The organism is Roseateles sp. P5_E1 (assembly GCF_054049335.1).
The window spans coordinates 60,155-78,134 of sequence record NZ_JBFUMN010000012.1 but is presented as its reverse complement, the minus strand read 5'-3'; the positions used below and the strand labels follow the sequence as shown (position 1 = coordinate 78,134).

General features: G+C 66.0%; 12 protein-coding genes. 2 read left to right on the top strand and 10 right to left on the bottom strand.

Going from position 1 to position 17,980, the window contains the following annotated elements:
• Window positions 1-2 precede the first annotated feature (2 nt).
• Both fusA and ACXJKJ_RS13090 read right to left on the bottom strand, forming a co-directional pair.
• On the bottom strand, window positions 3-2,018 hold the full coding sequence (fusA, locus tag ACXJKJ_RS13095; RefSeq protein ID WP_457390405.1) for an elongation factor G: 2,016 nt from the start codon (window positions 2,016-2,018) through the stop codon (window positions 3-5).
• 854 nt (window positions 2,019-2,872) lie between these two features.
• Complete coding sequence (locus ACXJKJ_RS13090) at window positions 2,873-3,646, bottom strand: AraC family transcriptional regulator (RefSeq protein ID WP_457390404.1); 774 nt, start codon at window positions 3,644-3,646, stop codon at window positions 2,873-2,875.
• Between the two features lie 290 nt (window positions 3,647-3,936).
• On the opposite strand from ACXJKJ_RS13090, the gene ACXJKJ_RS13085 reads away from it, so the two are divergent.
• Window positions 3,937-4,338 (top strand): ester cyclase, encoded by a 402-nt coding sequence (locus tag ACXJKJ_RS13085; protein WP_457390403.1) that lies wholly within the window; start codon window positions 3,937-3,939, stop codon window positions 4,336-4,338.
• A gap of 359 nt (window positions 4,339-4,697) precedes the next feature.
• Here the strand turns inward: ACXJKJ_RS13085 and ACXJKJ_RS13080 are convergent, their stop codons facing one another.
• Window positions 4,698-5,081, bottom strand: a complete 384-nt coding sequence (locus ACXJKJ_RS13080) for a hypothetical protein (protein ID WP_457390402.1) — start codon at window positions 5,079-5,081, stop codon at window positions 4,698-4,700.
• Between the two features lie 74 nt (window positions 5,082-5,155).
• Between ACXJKJ_RS13080 and ACXJKJ_RS13075 the strand changes: the two genes are divergently transcribed.
• Window positions 5,156-6,151 (top strand): hypothetical protein, encoded by a 996-nt coding sequence (locus ACXJKJ_RS13075; RefSeq protein WP_457390401.1) that lies wholly within the window; start codon window positions 5,156-5,158, stop codon window positions 6,149-6,151.
• 487 nt (window positions 6,152-6,638) lie between these two features.
• On the opposite strand, the gene ACXJKJ_RS13070 is transcribed toward ACXJKJ_RS13075, so the two are convergent.
• The 7 genes from ACXJKJ_RS13070 to ACXJKJ_RS13040 all read right to left on the bottom strand — a co-directional run bounded on the left by ACXJKJ_RS13070 (window position 6,639) and on the right by ACXJKJ_RS13040 (window position 17,812).
• On the bottom strand, window positions 6,639-8,183 hold the full coding sequence (locus ACXJKJ_RS13070) for a tryptophan halogenase family protein (protein WP_457390400.1): 1,545 nt from the start codon (window positions 8,181-8,183) through the stop codon (window positions 6,639-6,641).
• Window positions 8,180-9,187 (bottom strand): cupin-like domain-containing protein, encoded by a 1,008-nt coding sequence (locus tag ACXJKJ_RS13065; protein ID WP_457390399.1) that lies wholly within the window; start codon window positions 9,185-9,187, stop codon window positions 8,180-8,182. The genes ACXJKJ_RS13070 and ACXJKJ_RS13065 overlap by 4 nt, the downstream gene beginning before the upstream one ends.
• A gap of 2 nt (window positions 9,188-9,189) precedes the next feature.
• Entirely contained in the window at window positions 9,190-9,909 is a 720-nt protein-coding gene (locus ACXJKJ_RS13060; RefSeq protein ID WP_457351807.1) for a SapC family protein, read from the bottom strand.
• A complete protein-coding gene (locus tag ACXJKJ_RS13055) occupies window positions 9,906-11,438 on the bottom strand; it encodes a tryptophan halogenase family protein (RefSeq protein WP_457390398.1) in 1,533 nt (510 codons plus the stop codon). The genes ACXJKJ_RS13060 and ACXJKJ_RS13055 overlap by 4 nt, the downstream gene beginning before the upstream one ends.
• Window positions 11,439-11,610: 172 nt before the next feature.
• Complete coding sequence (locus tag ACXJKJ_RS13050) at window positions 11,611-14,625, bottom strand: TonB-dependent receptor (protein WP_457390397.1); 3,015 nt, start codon at window positions 14,623-14,625, stop codon at window positions 11,611-11,613.
• Between the two features lie 634 nt (window positions 14,626-15,259).
• Entirely contained in the window at window positions 15,260-16,306 is a 1,047-nt protein-coding gene (locus tag ACXJKJ_RS13045; protein ID WP_457390396.1) for a LacI family DNA-binding transcriptional regulator, read from the bottom strand.
• 90 nt (window positions 16,307-16,396) lie between these two features.
• Window positions 16,397-17,812, bottom strand: a complete 1,416-nt coding sequence (locus ACXJKJ_RS13040) for a carbohydrate-binding protein (RefSeq protein WP_457390395.1) — start codon at window positions 17,810-17,812, stop codon at window positions 16,397-16,399.
• Between the last annotated feature and the right edge of the window lie 168 nt (window positions 17,813-17,980).

The following is a 17,980-nucleotide window of genomic DNA, read 5'->3' as shown; positions in this document are numbered from 1 at the left end:
GCTTAGGCGGCCAAGGCCGCGACGCTCTTCGGCGCCTCGGCGTAGTGGCCCAACTGCATCGTGAACTGCGCGCGACCTGAGCTGATCGCGCGCAGATGCCCGATGTAGCCGAACATCTGCTCCAGCGGCACCTCGGYGCTGAGCACGACGGCGTTGCCACGTGCATCCTGGCCATGCACATGGCCACGCCGGCGCAGCAGGTCGCCGATGACGTCGCCCAGGTAGTCGGCCGGCGTGATGACCTCGACGGCCATTACCGGCTCCAGCACCACGGGCGAGGCCTTCATCACCGCCTCGCGCAGCGCCGCCGCCGCCGCCAGCTCGAAGGCCAGCGCCGACGAGTCGCGCACGTGGTGGCTGCCGTCGACCAGCGTCGCCTCGAAGTCCACCAGCGGATAGCCCGCGAACGGGCCAGACTGTGCGGCGCGGCGGATGCCAGCCTCCACCGCCGGGATGAACTCGCGCGGGATCGCGCCGCCCACCACCGTGTTCTCGAAGCGAATGCCTGTACCGCGCGGCAACGGCGCCACGCGCAGCGTCAACTCGGCGAACTGGCCGGGGCCGCCGCTTTGCTTGCGGTGCAGATGGCGCACCTCGGCCGTGCCCGCGATGGTCTCGCGATAGGCGACCTGGGGTCGGCCGACCTGCACCTCGACGCCAAAGCGCGCACGCAGCTTCTCGATGGACACCTCGAGCTGAAGCTCACCCATGCCGGACAACAGCGTCTGGCCCGAATCCGGGTCCTGGCGCAGTCGCAGTGACGGGTCTTCGCGGACAAGCATGCCCAGGCCCTTCGAGAGGGCCGCAGCATCGGCCTGCTTGCGTGGCTCGATGGCGACGTCGATGACCGCCTCGGGCACAACGATGCTTTCCAGCACCGCGGCGTCCTTGCGCTCAGCCAGCGTGTGGCCGGTCAGCACCTCCTTCAGACCGACGACGCCCGCGATATCGCCCGCGACGAGTTCGTCGCGCTCGACGCGCCGGTCCGCATGGATCTCGTACAGGCGCGACACGCGCTCGGCCTTGCCGGTGCTGGCGTTGAACACGGAGTCGCCACGCTTGAGCCGGCCGCTGTAGACGCGCACGAACACCATCGCACCGTGGTCGTCGGCGGTCAGCTTGAAGGCGAGGGCAGACAGCGGGCCTTCGGCCGCCGCAGCGGCTGGCCCTTCGCCAGGGCTGGGCAGGTAGGCCACGACGGCATCCAGCAGCGGCTCGACACCACGGTTGCGGAAGGCCGAGCCGGCCAGCACGGGCACGAAGGCGCCCGCGATGGTGCCGCGGCGCAGGGCCGCACGCAGCGCGTCCAAGGGCAGCTCGTCGCCACGCAGCCAGGCGTCGAGCAGCGCGTCGTCCTGTTCGGCCGCAGCTTCCAGCAGGCGTGCACGCGCGGCCTCAGCGGCAGGCAGCAGCTCGAGCGGGAGGGCTTCGATACGCGGCGGTGCCGAGGCGTCGTCACGGTCCCAGACCAGGGCCTGCATCGTCAGCAGGTCCACCACGCCACGGAAGTCGCCTTCCGCGCCGATGGGCAGTTGCAGCGGAAGCGCGCGCACGCCCAGGCGTTCCTGCAGGGACGCGACGACGCGCTGGAAGTCCGCGCCGATGCGGTCCAGCTTGTTGATGAAGGCCAGGCGCGGCACGCGGTACTCGTCCGCGAGGCGCCAGTTGGTCTCGGTCTGGGGTTCGACGCCGGCCACGCCGTCGAAGACGACGACGGCGCCGTCCAGCACGCGCAGGGAGCGGCGCACCTCGATGTTGAAGTCGATGTGTCCGGGCGTGTCGATCAGGTTGATCTGCGTGCCCTGCCAGTGCACGGTGGTAGCCGCGCTGTGGATGGTGATGCCGCGTGCGCGTTCCTGGGGGTCGAAGTCCATCGTCGTGTTGCCGTCGTTGACGTCGCCGATGCGATGGTTTTCGCCCGTGTAGAACAGGATGCGTTCGGTGGTCGTGGTCTTGCCAGCGTCGACGTGGGCGATGACGCCGATGTTGCGCAGGTTGCGGAAGTTGTTCGAGTTCATGGTGATTCCAGATGCGGTGACTGTTGCCAGCCCCCGGTGGAACCACCTGGCAGGGCTAGCGCAAAGGCAGGACGCCGAAGCGCACGAGCGATGAGCAGGACTCAGCCGCGCTCCGGCGCTCGGGAATCGTGGCGATCAGCTTGTCGAAGGTGCGGGTGCGCATGGTTGAACTCAGATCAGAAAAACAAAACCCCGGAGGGACGAACCTGCCGGGGTTTGGATTGACCGGAAGGCTTGGCGCCTTCCGAACACGGTCGAAGGGGCGCTCAGGTGTTGAGGCGGGCTTGGATCGTGTGGTTGAACTTCATGATGGGTGGATTGTGTTGCAGCCCGCGAGGCCTTGGTGCTTGTGGGGAGATGTGGCGGCGCCGCGGTGGACTTCTTCGCAGCTCAGCTGCAGCGGCACGGCTGCCGCAGGCTGTGTTCACGTCCATGTGCTCCGAGGGATGAACAGGCGTGGCGCTGGATGGGACCGCTCGTCCATACGCGGCGGCCTAAGGAGGCGGGGCGGCTTTCGCAGCATGCGGTGTTGGACGTCGGCGCCCTGCACGGATAGAAGCTCGCTCGAGTACAAGCTCGAGCCCCGACTGTTCCTGACCTCAGATCAATCTTGCCGGCCACCCCATCGGATGCCGAAATCAGATCCCGCTGTGATGCGAAAGATTGACAGTGAAGTCCGCATATAAGCAGGCATTAGGATTACGCAGCTCGGGCTCGAACGCCAAGAGCCCAGCAGACCGTGCTCGAGATCGAATGCAACGTCCGATCTGCGTCGATGGGTGCCGGCGCGACGTGTCGATCTGTACTTATGGCATGCATGCGCGAGCATGAGAGACCGGGATGGCCGAGTGCGGCTACAACGAGACATCGAACTGACGGCGGAATTCGCCTGGCGTGCAGCCTTCGATGCTGCGAAAGAACTTGATGAAGTTGGTCGCCTCGTCGAAGCCAAGCCGCTGCGCGATGGCGGAAATCGGCATCTTCGTGTGCACGAGCAGGCGCTTGGCTTCCAGCGCAAGGCGCGAGGCGATCAAGGCCTTCGCGCCGACGCCAGCCACCGCACTGCAGATGCGAGTGAGCGTCTTCTCGGAACATCCCATGGCATTTGCGTAGCGCGAAACGTGACGCCATTGATGCACGTTCTCGTCCAGAAGCCGTTTGAATAGACGGAAGCGCTCCGGCGCGTCGGACGCCGTTCCGGCGGATCGCTGTTGCTCGGCATGAAAGATGTGCAGCCGCGTCACCAGCGTTGTCAGTTCACTCTGGAGCAGCCAGTTCAGCAGCGGTTGCCGGGCGTCGAGCGCGCACTCCTCCTCCAGGCGCGCGAGCGTGTCGGCCAAAAACCGACCCGTCGACCGGTCGAGGCTCAGATTGCCAGGAAGCCCATCGACCAGTTCAGGCATCTGAAGGCGCTCCTCGCCTTGCGAAGCCCGCAAAAGCTCGGGTCGGAACAGCAGGAGGTTTGCATCCCAACGGCTTCCCGGCCCGAAGCGGTGAACCTGCCCGGGCCGAATGGTCAGCAGCGAACCGCCGCCACACTCGATGTGGCTGAAGTCCACCACGGCGCGGCATATTCCACGTCTGACGTGCACGAACATGTGAAAGTCGTAGCGGTGGTAGCGCTGCAAGTGGGCTCGGGACACCCTCCGTCTCAGGTCCGACATCGAGAAGACCTCGAGATCCAGCGCCCTCTCGGCCGAGGGCTGATATCGGACCTGCTCGACATCGATGGGTCTAGTTCCGCGCGGCATCGATCCATTGTCCGATATTCACCATTTCGGCAACCGACTTTGATCGTGTCGAACACGCCGGCAACTCGAACAATACGAGACCGCGGGCACGGGGCGGCCACCATGCTCCGGCTCCCATCCTGATAGACAGTCCGAGGCGACCGATGCAAACCACAAACCGACAGTTCATGGCTCGCTTCGTGGAGTTCATCAACACCGCGGATCCGCGGCTCGCCACAGAATTGGTTTCCCCTGACGCCGTGTTTCAGGTTCCGGGGCGCGCCGAACCCGTGCACGGGCCACAAGGCTACCTGGAGATCATCGGGATGATGCGCGGCGGATTCCCCGATATCCAGTGGACTCTTGAGGAAACCGTCGTCGAAGGTAACGCGATCGCGGCGCGATTCACGATGCGCGGGACGCAGCGCGGAGCCTTCTTCGGCGTGCCTCCCACCGGCAAGACGATTGCCGTGCAAGCGCTGAACATCTACCGGCTTTCGACCGGGAAGATCGTCTCCGAAGTGGGGCAGCCGGACCTGCTCGGACTGATGCAGCAGATCGGCGGGTTGCCGGTTCCTGAGGGCCTGTGAGTGCCGTTTGCATCGACCTCCGGTACAGGCAGTAGTGCGCCGCCGTCGCTCTACAAGTTCGATCGCACGAACTGGCCGCTGCTCATCTCTTCCGAGGCTGGCCGGCATCCTGGTGGCATCTGCGGCGTCTCGGTCTATGGCTCAGGCGCGACTACGAAGGTCGCCTTCCGTGTGTCCGGCACGTGAGGAGGCGTGGGCTGGGTGCAGATGGTGATGCGCTCGGCCACAGCCGGCGCCACGTGTCAGGAAGTTGGCAGATCGATTACAACTTCACCGACCATCTACGGCCGCGTGTTCATGTCGGGCCGAGGGCGTGACTACAACTACTGAGTTTTGCCGCGACAACATTGCGAAAAGACCTATTTCATCCAAGAGGAAACGAATGCCATTGGCACTGAACACCGTGTCCCATGCCCGTCGCGTCGCGATCGCCCTCCTGAGTGTGGGGGTCGCAGCTTGCGGCGGCGGAGGCGGCTCGCCGACGACCGCACCCGCACCTGCACCTGCACCCGCTCCCGCACCTGCACCTGCACCCGCACCTGCACCTGCACCTGCACCTGCACCTGCACCTGCACCTGCACCTGCACCTGCACCCGCACCTGCACCTGCACCTGCACCTGCACCTGCACCCGCACCCGCACCCGCACCTGCACCTGCACCTGCACCTGCACCTGCACCCGCTCCCGCACCTGCACCTGCACCTGCACCTGCACCTGCACCCGCTCCCGCTCCCGCTCCCGCACCTTCGATCACTACAGCCCTCGGCAAGCCCGGCCGGCTCCTCGTGGGCCTCGGCGCGGCCAGTCCTATCGCGGACATGAAGGCCCAGCAGATCGCTCCGGACATCATCGATACCTATCTCGTGGCGGTCACGGGTTTCAACTCTGGCGGCGGCGGTAACGCATGGCCTCAATGGCAATACAACTATCCGGACGGTGGCGTCATAACGGTCTTCTCCGCCGACGTCGCGGCCATGGGCGCCGTGCCGATGTTCACCCTGTTCCAGATGCCTTCCCTGCGGGGTGGCGACGTCACCGTCATCAACGACGCGCCGTTCATGGCCGCCTACTGGGCGCAAGTCAAGTTGATGTACCAGAAGATCGCCGAGACCGGCCGCCCCACCCTGGTCAACCTCGAGCCTGACTTCTGGGGCTTCGCAGAGGGCAGTGCACCCGGCGGCGACCCGGCGAAGTTGCCGGCGCGCGTGAGCACGGTGCCGGAATGCGCCAGCCTACCGAATACGGCCGTTGGCGTTGTCGGTTGCCTGTTGAAGCTCGGGCGGACGTATGCGCCCAAGGCGAGGATGGGCTTCCCCCCGTCAATGTGGTACGGGAACGCAGACGCCACCGGCAGCTTCATGGCAAAACTCGGTGCAGACAAGGCCGACTTCATCGTGGCGCAGACGAGCGATCGCGACGCAGGTTGCTTTGAAGTCCCGACACCCGTGGACGAGTGCGCGGGTCGCGGCACCGGCCCGTTCTACTTGGATGAGAACAACGTCACCACGCCGAATTTCAACCAAAGCCTCGACCAGTGGAAGACGCTACGAAGCCACCTGGGCAACCTGCCGATCCTGTTCTGGCAGACCCCCATGGGCGTGCCCTCGACGACCCCCGGCGGAACGCCGAAGCACTATCGGGACAACCACGTCCAGTACATGCTGACGCATCCAACGCAGTACACGGGCAACGGTGTATTCGCGCTCGTCTTCAGTCCCGGGGGCGCCACGTCGGCGGACATCACGAACGACGGCGGCCAGTTCGCGCGCCTGTTCAAGGCCTACCTGGCGAACCCGGCTCCATTTCCCCCCTGAGCTCAACGGGAGAACAAGGAACTGCGATTCTGAGCCGGTCGTTACGCCACCCGCTTCGTGATGATGCGTACGGGGGCCGGCACGAGCCGTGGTTCGCTCAAGCTTGCCGAGCCGCGGCCAACAGCAGAAGCAATGTTCCGCCGCTGTGGTGGCCGTGCAGCATGGAGCGGCAAATGGAGGCCTTCTCAATCTCAAGATTGGGACGGCGGCGGAGTGGCTCCATTTTGAAACGGCGCCGATATGGCCCGTCGCCCGTTCCTATGCGTGGCGCCCCAACACTGGATGGCTGCGGCGGGTCGGCCACCACTTGGACGGCGTCCAGCATTGTCTTCACCTTGGACAATTCCTCGCCTTGCCTCGACTTCGGGTGGCGCCACGATGGTATGCGAGCGGCGTCGCGTCGGCCCCGTAGACCTCCTGTTGGCGGTCGTCACCGAAGGTCAGCAACTGGCCGAAAGTCGTCAGCCCCGCCAAGCTAGCTGCACCCTCAAGCCCGCAGCGGCGTGGCCGCCAACTGCGCCGTCGTCGCGTTGCGATAGGGCGCGCAGAGCTGCTCGACGTAGGCCTGGTGCTGCGGCAGCCCGGCCACGGTGCGCGAGACCTTCAGGTGGATGTCGCCGAGGAAGGTGGCCAGCTCCTGCTTGCCCATCAGGTCAGCCACCGGGTGGTAGCGCTCGGGCGTGATGCCCTGGCCCATCATGACCTGGACCCAGGAGTTCTCGGCGAACAGCTCGTCGCTCGGTCGGAAGACCCGGCCGGTCTCGCGGAAGAGGTCGATGCGGTGGCGCAGCGTGGCGGGCAGGTCCATCTCGCGCACATGCTTCCAGAGCTTGGAATCGGTGCGCTCGTTGACGGTGTAGTGCAGCACGATGAAGTCGCGGATGTGCTCCAGCTCGCGCTTGGACTGCAGGTTGAACTCGTCGACGTCGGACTGCTGGATGCCGCCCTGCGGGAAGGTCTGCATCAGGCGGATGGCGGCGCGCTGGATGAGGTGGATGCTGGTGGACTCCAGCGGTTCGACGAAGCCGCTGGCCAGGCCCACGGCGATGCAGTTGCGATGCCAGACCTTGTCGCGCTGGCCGGGCAGGAACTTGAGCACGCGCGGCTGGATCAGCAGTTCGCCCTCGACGTTCTTCTTCAGCACCTCGGGCGCGTCGGCGTCGCTGAGCTCCTTGCTGCTGTAGACCAGGCCGTTGCCGACGCGGTTCTGCAGCGGGATGCGCCATTGCCAGCCGAAGGGGTGGCAGATGGAGCGGGTGTAGGGCCAGGCCTCGCGCACGGAGGCGGTCTGCACAGCCACGGCGCGGTCGCAGGGCAGCCAGTAGGACCAGTCCTCGTAGCCCACGCCCAGGGCTTCGCCGATCAGCATGGAGCGAAAGCCCGTGCAGTCGATGAAGAGGTCACCGTCGATGCGCGTGCCGTCCTGCATCTGCAGGGCAGTGATGTCGCCATCTTTGCCCTGCGGGCCGTCCATCAGCACGGCGCCGATCTTGCCCTCGATGCGCTGCACGCCGTAGCCCTCGCTCATGGCGCGCAGGTATTTGGCGTAGCGGCCGGCGTCCATGTGGTACGCGTAGTTCAGCCCATTGCGCGGCAGGTGGGCGAAGCGGTTGGCGTAGGCGGCGACCGTTTCGGGGTTGTAGTCGGTGTAGGTCTTGGACAGGCCTTCGGCCCGGCCCTTGAGCCAGAAGTGCTGGAAGCCTGCGCTCCAGTGGTCGTTGCCTGTCGAGCCGAAAGAGTGGAAGTAGTCCTGGCCGATGTCCTTCCAGCCCTCAAAGGCGATGCCGAGCTTGAAGGTGGCGTTGGTGGCGGCCATGAACTCGGCCTCGTTGATGCCGAGCAGGTTGTGATACGTGTGCAGCGCGGGAATGGTGGCCTCGCCGACGCCGACGGTGCCGATCTCCTCGGACTCGACCAGCTTGATGTCGAGCCGCTTGCCAAGCAGCTTGCCCATCAGGGCGGCCATCATCCAGCCGGCGGTGCCGCCGCCGGCGATGACGACGCGGTTGAATTCCTTCATGGTGGTGTTCATCGTTTCAACTGGGTCAGGAGTTGCGCGCGGGCCTGGCGCGAAAGGGTGTCGTCGATGGGGCCGAGCAGGCCGCGGGCGGCCTCGGGGATGTGGGCCCAGGTGGACTCGTCGGCGCCAAAGACGAAATGCTGGAAGTGGTGCTGCCAGACGCGACGCTCCTTCTCGGGCAGGTCGCGCAGCGTCATCAGCGCCAGGTGCAGGGTGCTCAGCGGCGAGTCGACGTAGTCCGGCGTCTGGCGCCACCAGGCGTTGATGAGCAGGTTGACCGGCGCCAGCCCTTCGATGTGGTGGAACCACATGCTGGGGATGAAGATGGCGTCGCCCGGTTCGAGCTCGGCCACCTCGCCGGCGTCGAGCGCACGGGCGAAGCGCGGGAAGCGCTCGAGGTCGGGCTTCTCGAAGTCGACCAGGCTGACGGGCTGACCGGCAGGTGTCGGGTCGAGCGGGCCCATGTAGAGGTTGGCTATCTGCTCGGGCGGGAAGACCGTGAAGCGGCGCCGGCCGGCGGCGACGATGGCGAGGTTGTCCGGCAGGTCGTAGTGGGCGGCGATGCGGGTGCGGTTGCCCAGCCACAGGCTGACCAGGGCGTCGCGGTTGCCCAAGCCCAGCACGTTGGCATCGAGGAAGCTAGGCAGCACGGCCTCCACGGTCGTCGAGCCGACATAGAGGGCGGGTGGCTCGGGCGTTGCAGCCAGGCCGAGCAGGCCGGTCAGCACCTGGTCCAGCGTCGCGGCGTAGCGGCTGAAGTTGAAGCTGGTCAGCGTCTCGTCGGCATAGAAGACGCGGCCACGGGCCTCGGGCACCAGCTGGAAAAGGCCGATGCGCACGCCGTTGTAGAAGCCCATCAGATAGCGGGCCAGGGCCTCGTCGGACTGACGTGCGGCCTGAACGACGGGCCAGTGCGCGAAGCCGCCGCGCACGACGTAGGGCCGGTCGCCGGTCAGCAGTTCGGCGGGCAGGTTGTTCGGGTCGAACGGCCCGTTCCAGGCCGGTACTGCTTGCATGATCAGAGCTTGCTTTGTCGCTCGACAAGGTCTTGCAACTGCTGCAGCGACGCGATCTGCATATAGATGGGCAGCAGATGGCCCTCGCGGGCCAGGGCTTCCAGCGCGGCGCCCGGCAAGGCGGCGAGGCGCTCCTCGTGGATGGTGAAGAGGCCCGACAGCCGGCCCGGCTCGCCGCTCGTCGATTCGATGTCGATGACGAAGGGCTCCAGCAACTGGTGGCGGGTCAGCGCCTCGATGAAGACGGGCAGGTGCTGGGCCTGGGCGTGCAGGTGCTCCATCAGCTGCACGACATGGTCGAGGTACTCGCTGAAGCCGCCGTGCGGCATGAAGATGGCGGTGCCGACCTCGCCATCCTCGGGCCGCACGATGCGCGGGCTGTCCATGTCGATGTGCAACTGCAGGCTGTCGTCTGGAGCGCGGCCGATCATGAAGGGATCGCGCTGCAGGGCCATGGGTACGACGGGGGCATCCCAGCCCGTGTCGGTCAGGAAGAGGTTCTGGCCTTCCTCCAGGCCGAACAGGGCGACGGGCTGGAAACCGGTCCCGGCTGCGGCGCCTTCAACCAGCTGGAAGACGATGGGGAAATGAGCCTGCAACTGGCGGAACTCGGCGGGCAGGGCCAAGGCCGACTGGCGCGCATCGCCCAGGGCGGCGGAGCGCTCGGCGTGGACGCGCAGATGGCGGTGGGTGACGTTGTCGAGCAGGGTGGGGCGGGTCATGTCTCGGTCTTGTGAATATGGTCGAGCAGGCTGCGGTGGCCGGGCAGGCCGGGCACGAAGCGGCGGGCCTGGCGGGCGGCTTCGCCGAAGCAGGCCTGGGCTGCCTGGAGTTTGGCGGCGGGCAGGCTTTCAGCGTCAGGGCGGAAACCCATGCCGTAGAGCACGTACTGGTAACTGGCCGAGGGGAAGACCTCGTCGATGCGGCCGAAGTCATGCCGCGCTGGTGCACGCATCTGCCACTGCGGCAGCAGCTCGCGCAGGCGCTCGGGCCAGGTGGCCGGGTCGCGATGGGCGCGCCAGTAGTCGCTGTCGTCGCGGCTGCTGAGCGCGTAGTGCAGCTTCAGGAAGTCGATGACGCGGGCCCAGCGGTAGCTGAAATCGTCGTTGAAGCGGCGGGCGACGGCGTCCATCGACGCACGCGTCATCGGCAGCTCGTCGCACAGGCGCTGGGCCGACAGCTCGACCAGGGCCAGGGCGGACGCCTCCAGCGGTTCGATGAAGCCCGAAGAGAGGCCGATGGCGACGCAGTTGTGCACCCAGAACTGCTCGCGATAGCCGGGATCGAAACGGATGGAGCGCGGTGTGGGGCGCTCGGCCGGCGCGCCGGTGGCATCGAGATAGGCGGTCAGCGCGGCGTGGGCCTCGTCGTCGCTGGCGTGGGCGCGCGAGTAGACGCAGCCGACGCCGCGGCGYGAGGGCAGGCCGATGTCCCAGATCCAGCCTTTGGCCCAGGCGGTGGCGATGGTGACCGAGGCCAGCGGCGCGTCAGGGGTGGCGTAGGGCACCTGCACCGGCAGCGCCGCGTCGTTGAAGAGCACGTCGCGTTCGCTCTTCAACGCCACGCCGAAATGCTGGCCGATGAGGCGGGAGGTGAGGCCGGAGCAATCGATGAAGAGGTCGGCTTTGATTTCGCCGTGCTCGCGGGTCTGCAGCGCGGCAATGTCGCCGTCCTCGTGCGACCGCACAGCGTCGACGTGGTCGATGACGTGGTGCACACCGAGCTTGGCAACGGCGTGCTCGCGCAGCAGCTGGCCGAACAGGCCGGCGTCGAAGTGATAGGCGTAGTTGGCAACGGCGCCGAACTCGGGCGTCTGCACCTGCTTGGGCGCGCGGCCGGCTTCGCAGACCTGCACCGAGGGGCTGACGACATCGGCAAACGGTCTCGTGCCCTGGGTGGCCAGCCAGGGCTGCACCAGGTCCACGTCGCCATAGCCGACGGGCAACATGAAGGGGTGGTAGTAGCGGTCGCCGTCCGCGCCCGCTGCACCGCGGGCCCAGCCGTCAAAGCGCGAGCCCTGCTTGAACGAGACCTGGCAGCGGCGGATGAAGTCGGATTCGGACAGCCCGATGCGGCGCAGCGTGTCGCGCATCGATGGCCAGGTGCCCTCGCCGACGCCGATGGTCGGCACGTCGCTGGATTCGATCAGCGTGATCTTCAGCCCGCCATGTTCGGCTGCCAGCAGGCCGGCCACCAGCCAACCGGCCGAGCCGCCGCCCAGCACCACCACTTCACGCAACCTGTCGTTCAAGATCTGGTCCCCAGAAGTAAAAAGGGCCGCTCGCGCGGCCTCGCCAAACGGCGAACAAGGACGGCACCCCAGAGCGCGAGCGCCGCCGAACCAGACTTTGCCTCACAAGGAAGGGCCGGGGAGTCCCGACTTTCCTTGAGGGCCGGCCGCAGCCGACCCCCGAGGCGTTCTCTTAGAACTTGTAGCGTGCGCCGATCATGAAGCGACGGCCCAACTGCGTGACGGCACCCATCTGGTTCTCGTTGCGCATGTGCGTGCGGGTGTACTCGTCGGTCAGGTTGATGGCTTCGAACTGGAAGCGCAGGTGAGAGTTGAAGTTGTAGCCCAGGCTCAGGTCGAACTGACCGTAGGGCTCGACAAACAGCGGCTGGGCGCCTTCCGCTCCGGGGAAGTTGGCAGCCAGGAACTTGCCACGCCAGTTGTAGGCCAGGCGGGTCGTGAAGGTCTCGTTCTCGAAGAAGCCCACCAGGTTGCCGGAGTCGCCCATGCCGACCAGCACGTCGGTCTGCGCACCCCGCTTGTTGACGTCGTAGCTGAGGTCGGATTTCACCTTGGTGAAGTTGGCCGACACGCCGAAGCCGCTGTTGCCGAAGATGTGCTGGGCGTTCAGCTCGATCCCGTTGATTTTGCTCCTGCGCTGGTTGTTGACGAAGGTGCCGAGCCTGAAGATCAACAGCGGGTCATTGGGCTGAGCGGTGATGGTGCCGAGCGACGTGCCAGGCGCACCGGGGCTGACGCCGGGAGCGGTTGGGAAGTTCGCAAAGATGTACTTGCGGATGCACTCCGAATCCGCGCCGCAGCCACCAGCCGTCTGGGCCTGGTTGTACATCGCGCTTCCGACCGGTGTGTGCAGATTGAACAGGTTCTCTCTGGTTTCGTCCGCTTGGTTGTAGTCCTTGAGGGACTTGCGGAAGTAGCTCGCCGCGACGTAGCTGCTCTTGGCGTAATAGTGCTCGGCGGAGAAGTCGATGTTGCTCGACTTCAGCGGCCTCAGGTTGGGGTTGCCCACAGAACCTACACCACCATCGACGCGCGCCAGGGGATCCAGTCGCTGACCGCCCTGGATGGCGTTCCAGGCCGGGCGGCCGATGGTCTGGCCGTAGCTGACGCGCAGCTTGGTATCGGACGTCACGTCGGCGCTGAGGTCGATGGAAGGCAGGAAGTAGTCGTACTTGCCGCTACGCTCCGCGGAGCGCGTGCCACTGAAGCTGATGGGGATTTCGTTGTTGGCAACCCAGGCCACCGACACCGGGATCTTCTCTGTGGACGGTGAGCTGACCTTGGTGCGCTCGTAGCGAGCGCCGAGGGCGGCCTCCATCGGCACACCCCAATCCCAGGCCAGGTTGTACTGGCCGAAGACGGCTTGCGACTTTTCCGTCGTGCGGAAATCATCGCTCCAGTCGAACGAGGCCTTGAGCAGGGCATCCGAGCCCAGGTTTTTGATCGCTGCTGCGCGCAGGTCTTCGAAGTTGAAATAGAAGAACTGGTTGAACAGGCGCGGGTCGTTCGAGCCCGGAATGCGGCTGAAGTACTTGCTGATCGAATCGGCATGCCAGATGTCGTCCGGCATGCCAGCAGGGCCACCTGCGGCGCCACCGCCCCAGGTGTCGCGCTGCACGTTGGCGAACGCCGAGCGGTTCTTGACGTTGGTCAGCGACAGGCCGAAGTCCAGGCTGCTGTCGTCGTTGATCTTCCAGTTGCCCTTGGTCTGCAGCTGGTCGATCTGGTTCTTTTGGTAGCTGTTGCCGAACACCGAGCCTTGCAGTTCCTGCTTGGTCGGGTCCAGCGTCGCGCCGGCGATGCCCAGCACCGGGAACTTGTTGCTGAAGTCGACGAAGGTGTCGCCGCGGTTCAGCGACGCGGTGGCCAGCGTGACGCTGGTGCCGAGCGGATCGTTGGCACCCGAGGTGGCGGTGGAGTGGTGGGCGTCGACGTCGAAGCTCAGCGCGTCGGTGGCCTTCCACTTCAGGTTCAGGCCGATCTGCTGGTTCTTGTTCTTGGTCTGAATGCGCGAGGCACCCATGGCCAGGTCGGAGTTGGCCATGTGCTCGCCGTAGATGACGGGCGAAGAGGGCGAACCGGTCTGGAATTCGCCGAATTGACCACCGTAGTTGAACCAGGCGGAGATGTCGTTGCGGCGTTGGCGGAACTTCTGCTCCGACATGACGAAGTCCAGCGTGCCGACCAGATCCTTGGTGGGTTTGAACTGCATGACGAGCTGACCGTTCAGGCGCTCGCGGTGCACGCCGGTGAACGAGTAGTTCAGGTTTTGCGGCACGCTATAGATGGAGCCGACGGCCGGACGGTTCTTGATCTCGGTCGACGTCTTGGGCAGGCCGCCCCAGACGGCGTTGGAGCCGCTCCAGTCGTTGTCCTGGATGCCGTCGAAAGTCTTCCAGCCGCTGCTGACATTGGCCTGCGAATAGCCGGAGTCGCGCACCTGGTAGGTGCCCATCAGCGCGATGCCGAACATGCCGTCGTTCGTCTGCGTGCTGTAGATGCCGCTCAGTTCCGGCGTGGCGTTCTTGCCCTGCTCCTCGCCAGGCAGGCGGCGGGCAGACTGGTCACTCACCAGCTTCACACCGACCTGGGCGATGGTTTCCTTGATGTCCAAGGGGCGGGGCGTGCGGACGTTGATGGTCGCGCCCATGCCGCCGGTCGGGCTGCTGGCGCGGCTGGTCTTGTAGACCTCCAGGGCGGCGACGCCGTCGGACGCGAGGTTGGAGAAGTCGAAGGAGCGCGAACTCGGCGCGCTGCCGTCGACGCTGGCGCCTGGCATCTGGCGGCCGTTGAGCAGCACCAGGTTGAAGTCGGGGCCCATGCCGCGCACGGTGATGCGGGTGCCTTCGCCGTTGGCGCGGTCGATGGACACGCCGCTGATGCGGCTCAGCGATTCAGCGAGGTTGGTGTCGGGGAACTTGCCGATGTCTTCAGCAACGATGCCATCCACCAGGCCTGACGAGGAGCGCTTCAGATTGACCGAGGTCTCCAGCGACTTGCGGATGCCGGTCACGATGACCGTTTCCAGCTGCGTGGTGCTGGCCAACGCCTGGGGCACCGAGGTGGCTGGCGTGGGGCCGGCGTTGGGGTTGCCCGGGCTTTGGGCCAGCGCGGAGGCGCTGGCAAACAGCAAGCCGCTGGCCGTGGCCAGGGTCGTGAGGCGAAGGGCAGGGCGAGGCTGTCTCATTCACTTGTCTCCAGAGTTATGAATCTTGTCGAGTGATGCTCGTAGACGAGCTGAAAGCGCTTTCAAGAATACGCGAATGGCAGCGCTTTCAACCTAGGCAACACCCTCGGTCTGCTGCGCGTGTGCAACGCGTGACGAGGGCTGTTGGCGGGCTACTCCGTACCGGCCCATGTGACCGCTCCCATAGGGGCGGTGCGCAAAACGGAGGGCGGACTAAGGGTAGTTCTGGGTTGAAAAGCGGTGACCTGGCGAACGCAATGAAAGCGCTTTCAGATAATGATGCGTCGCGTCCAAAGGATCGGCCACATGGTTTACCCGGGCCGAACAACAGTCAGCCCTCGTCCAGTCTTGCCGCGCTGAACGCGGGCAAGCCTGATCGGTCTTGCAGACCGCGCCGCGGCAGTGCCGCAGCCCTTCGGCAGGCGCGACAAGTCCACCGGACTTGCCGTGTCCGGCCTCAGCCCCCGAGGGGACGGCGATGCTTGCGGCGTTGAGCCGCAAGCACATCGCACTACGCGGGCCGGCTCGGTGAACTGGAGTCGGACACAGACAGCCCCTGCGGACTGTTTGTGCCTACGGAAGGCCGCGGGCCTCTGGCCCGTGGCAGGCCCAGCGCTCGACCCGCAAATACGGGCTATCGCTGCATGCGTCTCGTGCTCTCGCGCACAACGAGTTCCGGCTGGGGCAGCTGCGCCTTGGGCTTGCCGCCGCGCAGCATCTCGAGCATGGCCGTCGCGGCCTCGACGCCGATCTCGTAGACCGACTGGCGCACCGTGGTCAGCGGCGGCATGGAGTAGCGCGCCATGATGAGGTCGTCGAAACCGACGAGGGATACGTCGTCCGGCACGCGCAGGTTGCGCCGGTGCAGGCCCAGGCAGGCACCGATGGCCATCTGGTCGTTGGAGGCGAACAGCGCCGTGAAATGAGCATCGCGCTCCAGCAGCCGCGTGACCGACAGCATGCCACCGGCCTCGGTGTAGTCGCTCTGCACGATGAGGCCCTGGTCGACGGGGATGCCGGCCGCGGCGTGGGCGTCGAGATAGCCGTTCTGGCGCTCGACGGCGTCGTCGTGCATCAGGTCGCCAGCGATGAAGGCGATGCGGCGGTGGCCCTGGTCGATCAGGTGCTGGGTGGCCAGGCGGGCACCCTCGCGGTTGTCGAAGCTGAAGCTGAACAGCTGGGGGCCGGACAGCTGGCGGCCGACGACGACGACGGGCAGGCTGTCGGAGACCTTGGTGAGCTCGGCGTCCGCGATGCGGCCGGCCAGCACGATGACGCCGTCGACGCGGCGCGGCAGCAGGGTCTCGATGGCCTTGCGCTCGTCGTCCTCATGCCAGTTGCCGGACACGAACAGGGGCACATAGCCGGCGCGCTCGAGCTCGCGCTCGATGCCGAGCAGGGCTTCGCCGTAGAACGGGCTGGAGATGATCTGCGTGACGACGCCGACCGAGAGCGTGCGACCGCCCGCGAGGCCCCGTGCCACCGGGTTGGGCCGAAAGCCCAGCTCCCGGATGGCGGCCTGCACGGCGTCCTTCTTGAGCTGGCTGACTGCGGCCGTGCCGTTCAGGATGCGCGACACCGTGCTCGGCGACACGCCAGCCAGTTCCGCCACCTGCTCCAGCGTGACGACGCCGTCGGGGCGGCTTGAAGGCGCTTTCTTGGCGGGAGTCTTGTCGTTCATCGGCAATGGCGAAGGGAAGCCATGAGTGTAGGTGCCATGAAAAGGGCCGCTGCTGCGGCCCTTTGGCGGTGCCTTGGTGCGAAACGCGGATCAGAGTTTGGTGAACTTGATCCAGTTCAGGTTCCACCCACCCTGGGCTGCGAACACGCCGACGTTGTAGGTGCCGGCATTGATGTTCACGGTGTGCGAGATGGTCGTCCAGTTTTGCCAGCCGCCGGTATTGGGCACGCCCAGCTGGCCGAGCTGGATGCTGCCCGCGTTGAGGTCTAGCGACAGCGTGCCGCCGGCAGCGCTCGCCACGCGGTAATCGACGCGGTAGCTGCCGCTGGTGGGGAAGGTCACGCTGTTGTAGGCCATCCAGTCGTTGGTATCGATCCAGCCGACGTTCTGGCCGCCCTCCGAGCAGGCTTCAAGCTGGACGCCGGCCTGTGCGCTGAAGGCCTCGGCTTCGATCTGGCGCAACCAGGCCGGGGCGGCCTTGGAGACGATGACGGAGGTGGCCCGGTCGTTGAAGCCTTGGTCCACCAGGCAGCCGGTGTCGCCGGCCCGGGTCACGCTGGCACCGGTGAAGTTGTCGCCGTCGAACAGCTGCACCTGGTAGCCGGCATTCACGCGCAGCGACGACAGGTCGTTGTCCCGCACGCCACGCGCCTGCAGCTGGGCCAGCGTGTAGCTGCCTTCAGGCAGGGCGGCGGCGTAGCCGGCGTAGTTGCAGTCCTGGTAGACCGTCGCCACGCCGCCGGCTGCCGGCGCGTAGACGCGCACATAGTCCACGTACATCTTGGCGGGCAGGGCCGCGGTGTTGACGTTGAAGCCCGGCCAGTTGCCGCCGACGGCGAAGTTCAGCAGCAGGAAGAAGTCCTTCTGGAATTCGTCGGTGCCATTGACGCCGTTGGCGATGTTGGCCTCGTGGTACTTGGTGCCATCCACATACCAGCGGATGGCATTGGCGTCCCATTCCACGGCGTAGACATGCCAGTCGGTCACGGTGGTGGCGATGTTGCCGCCGTACTGGGCGTACTGGCCGTTGTTGTCCTGCCAGTGGATGGTGCCGTAGACCTTCTGCTCGTCGTTGACGTGCTCCATCACGTCGATCTCGCCGGAGGCCGGCCAGCCGACCTGCGGCAGGTTGGCCCCCAGCATCCAGAACGCCGGCCAGGCGCCCAGGAAGGCGGGCAGCTTCATGCGCGCCTCGATGCGACCGAACTTGAAGGTCTTGAGCCCCTGCGTCTTCATGCGCGCCGAGGTGTAGGCCATGCCGCCGAAGTCCTCGCGCTTGGCGGTGATGACCAGGGCGTTGTTCTCGATGGTGGCGTTTTCGCGCCGGTAGTACTGCAGCTCGTTGTTGCCCCAGCCGCCGGCGCCGGTCTCGAAGACCCAGCTCGGGCCGATGCTGCCGTTGAAYTCGTCGCTCCAGACGAGTTGCCACTGGGCGTGGGCGGCGCTGGCGGCTGCCAACAGCAATCCGGCCAGAGCGGGCCGGATGAGGGATCGAAGCAGATTCATGGATGTCTCCAACAAGTGGTGGTGGTGCCCGCCGTCTGTGTCGACGACTTGAAAGCGCTTTCAAGCGTAAGCGGACGAATGCCTGGACGGCAACACCTGGCGTGTGGCCGAACTCAGGGACGGGAATCCCCGGACATGCTCTGCCGTGCGGCGATGGAAAAGCGGGAA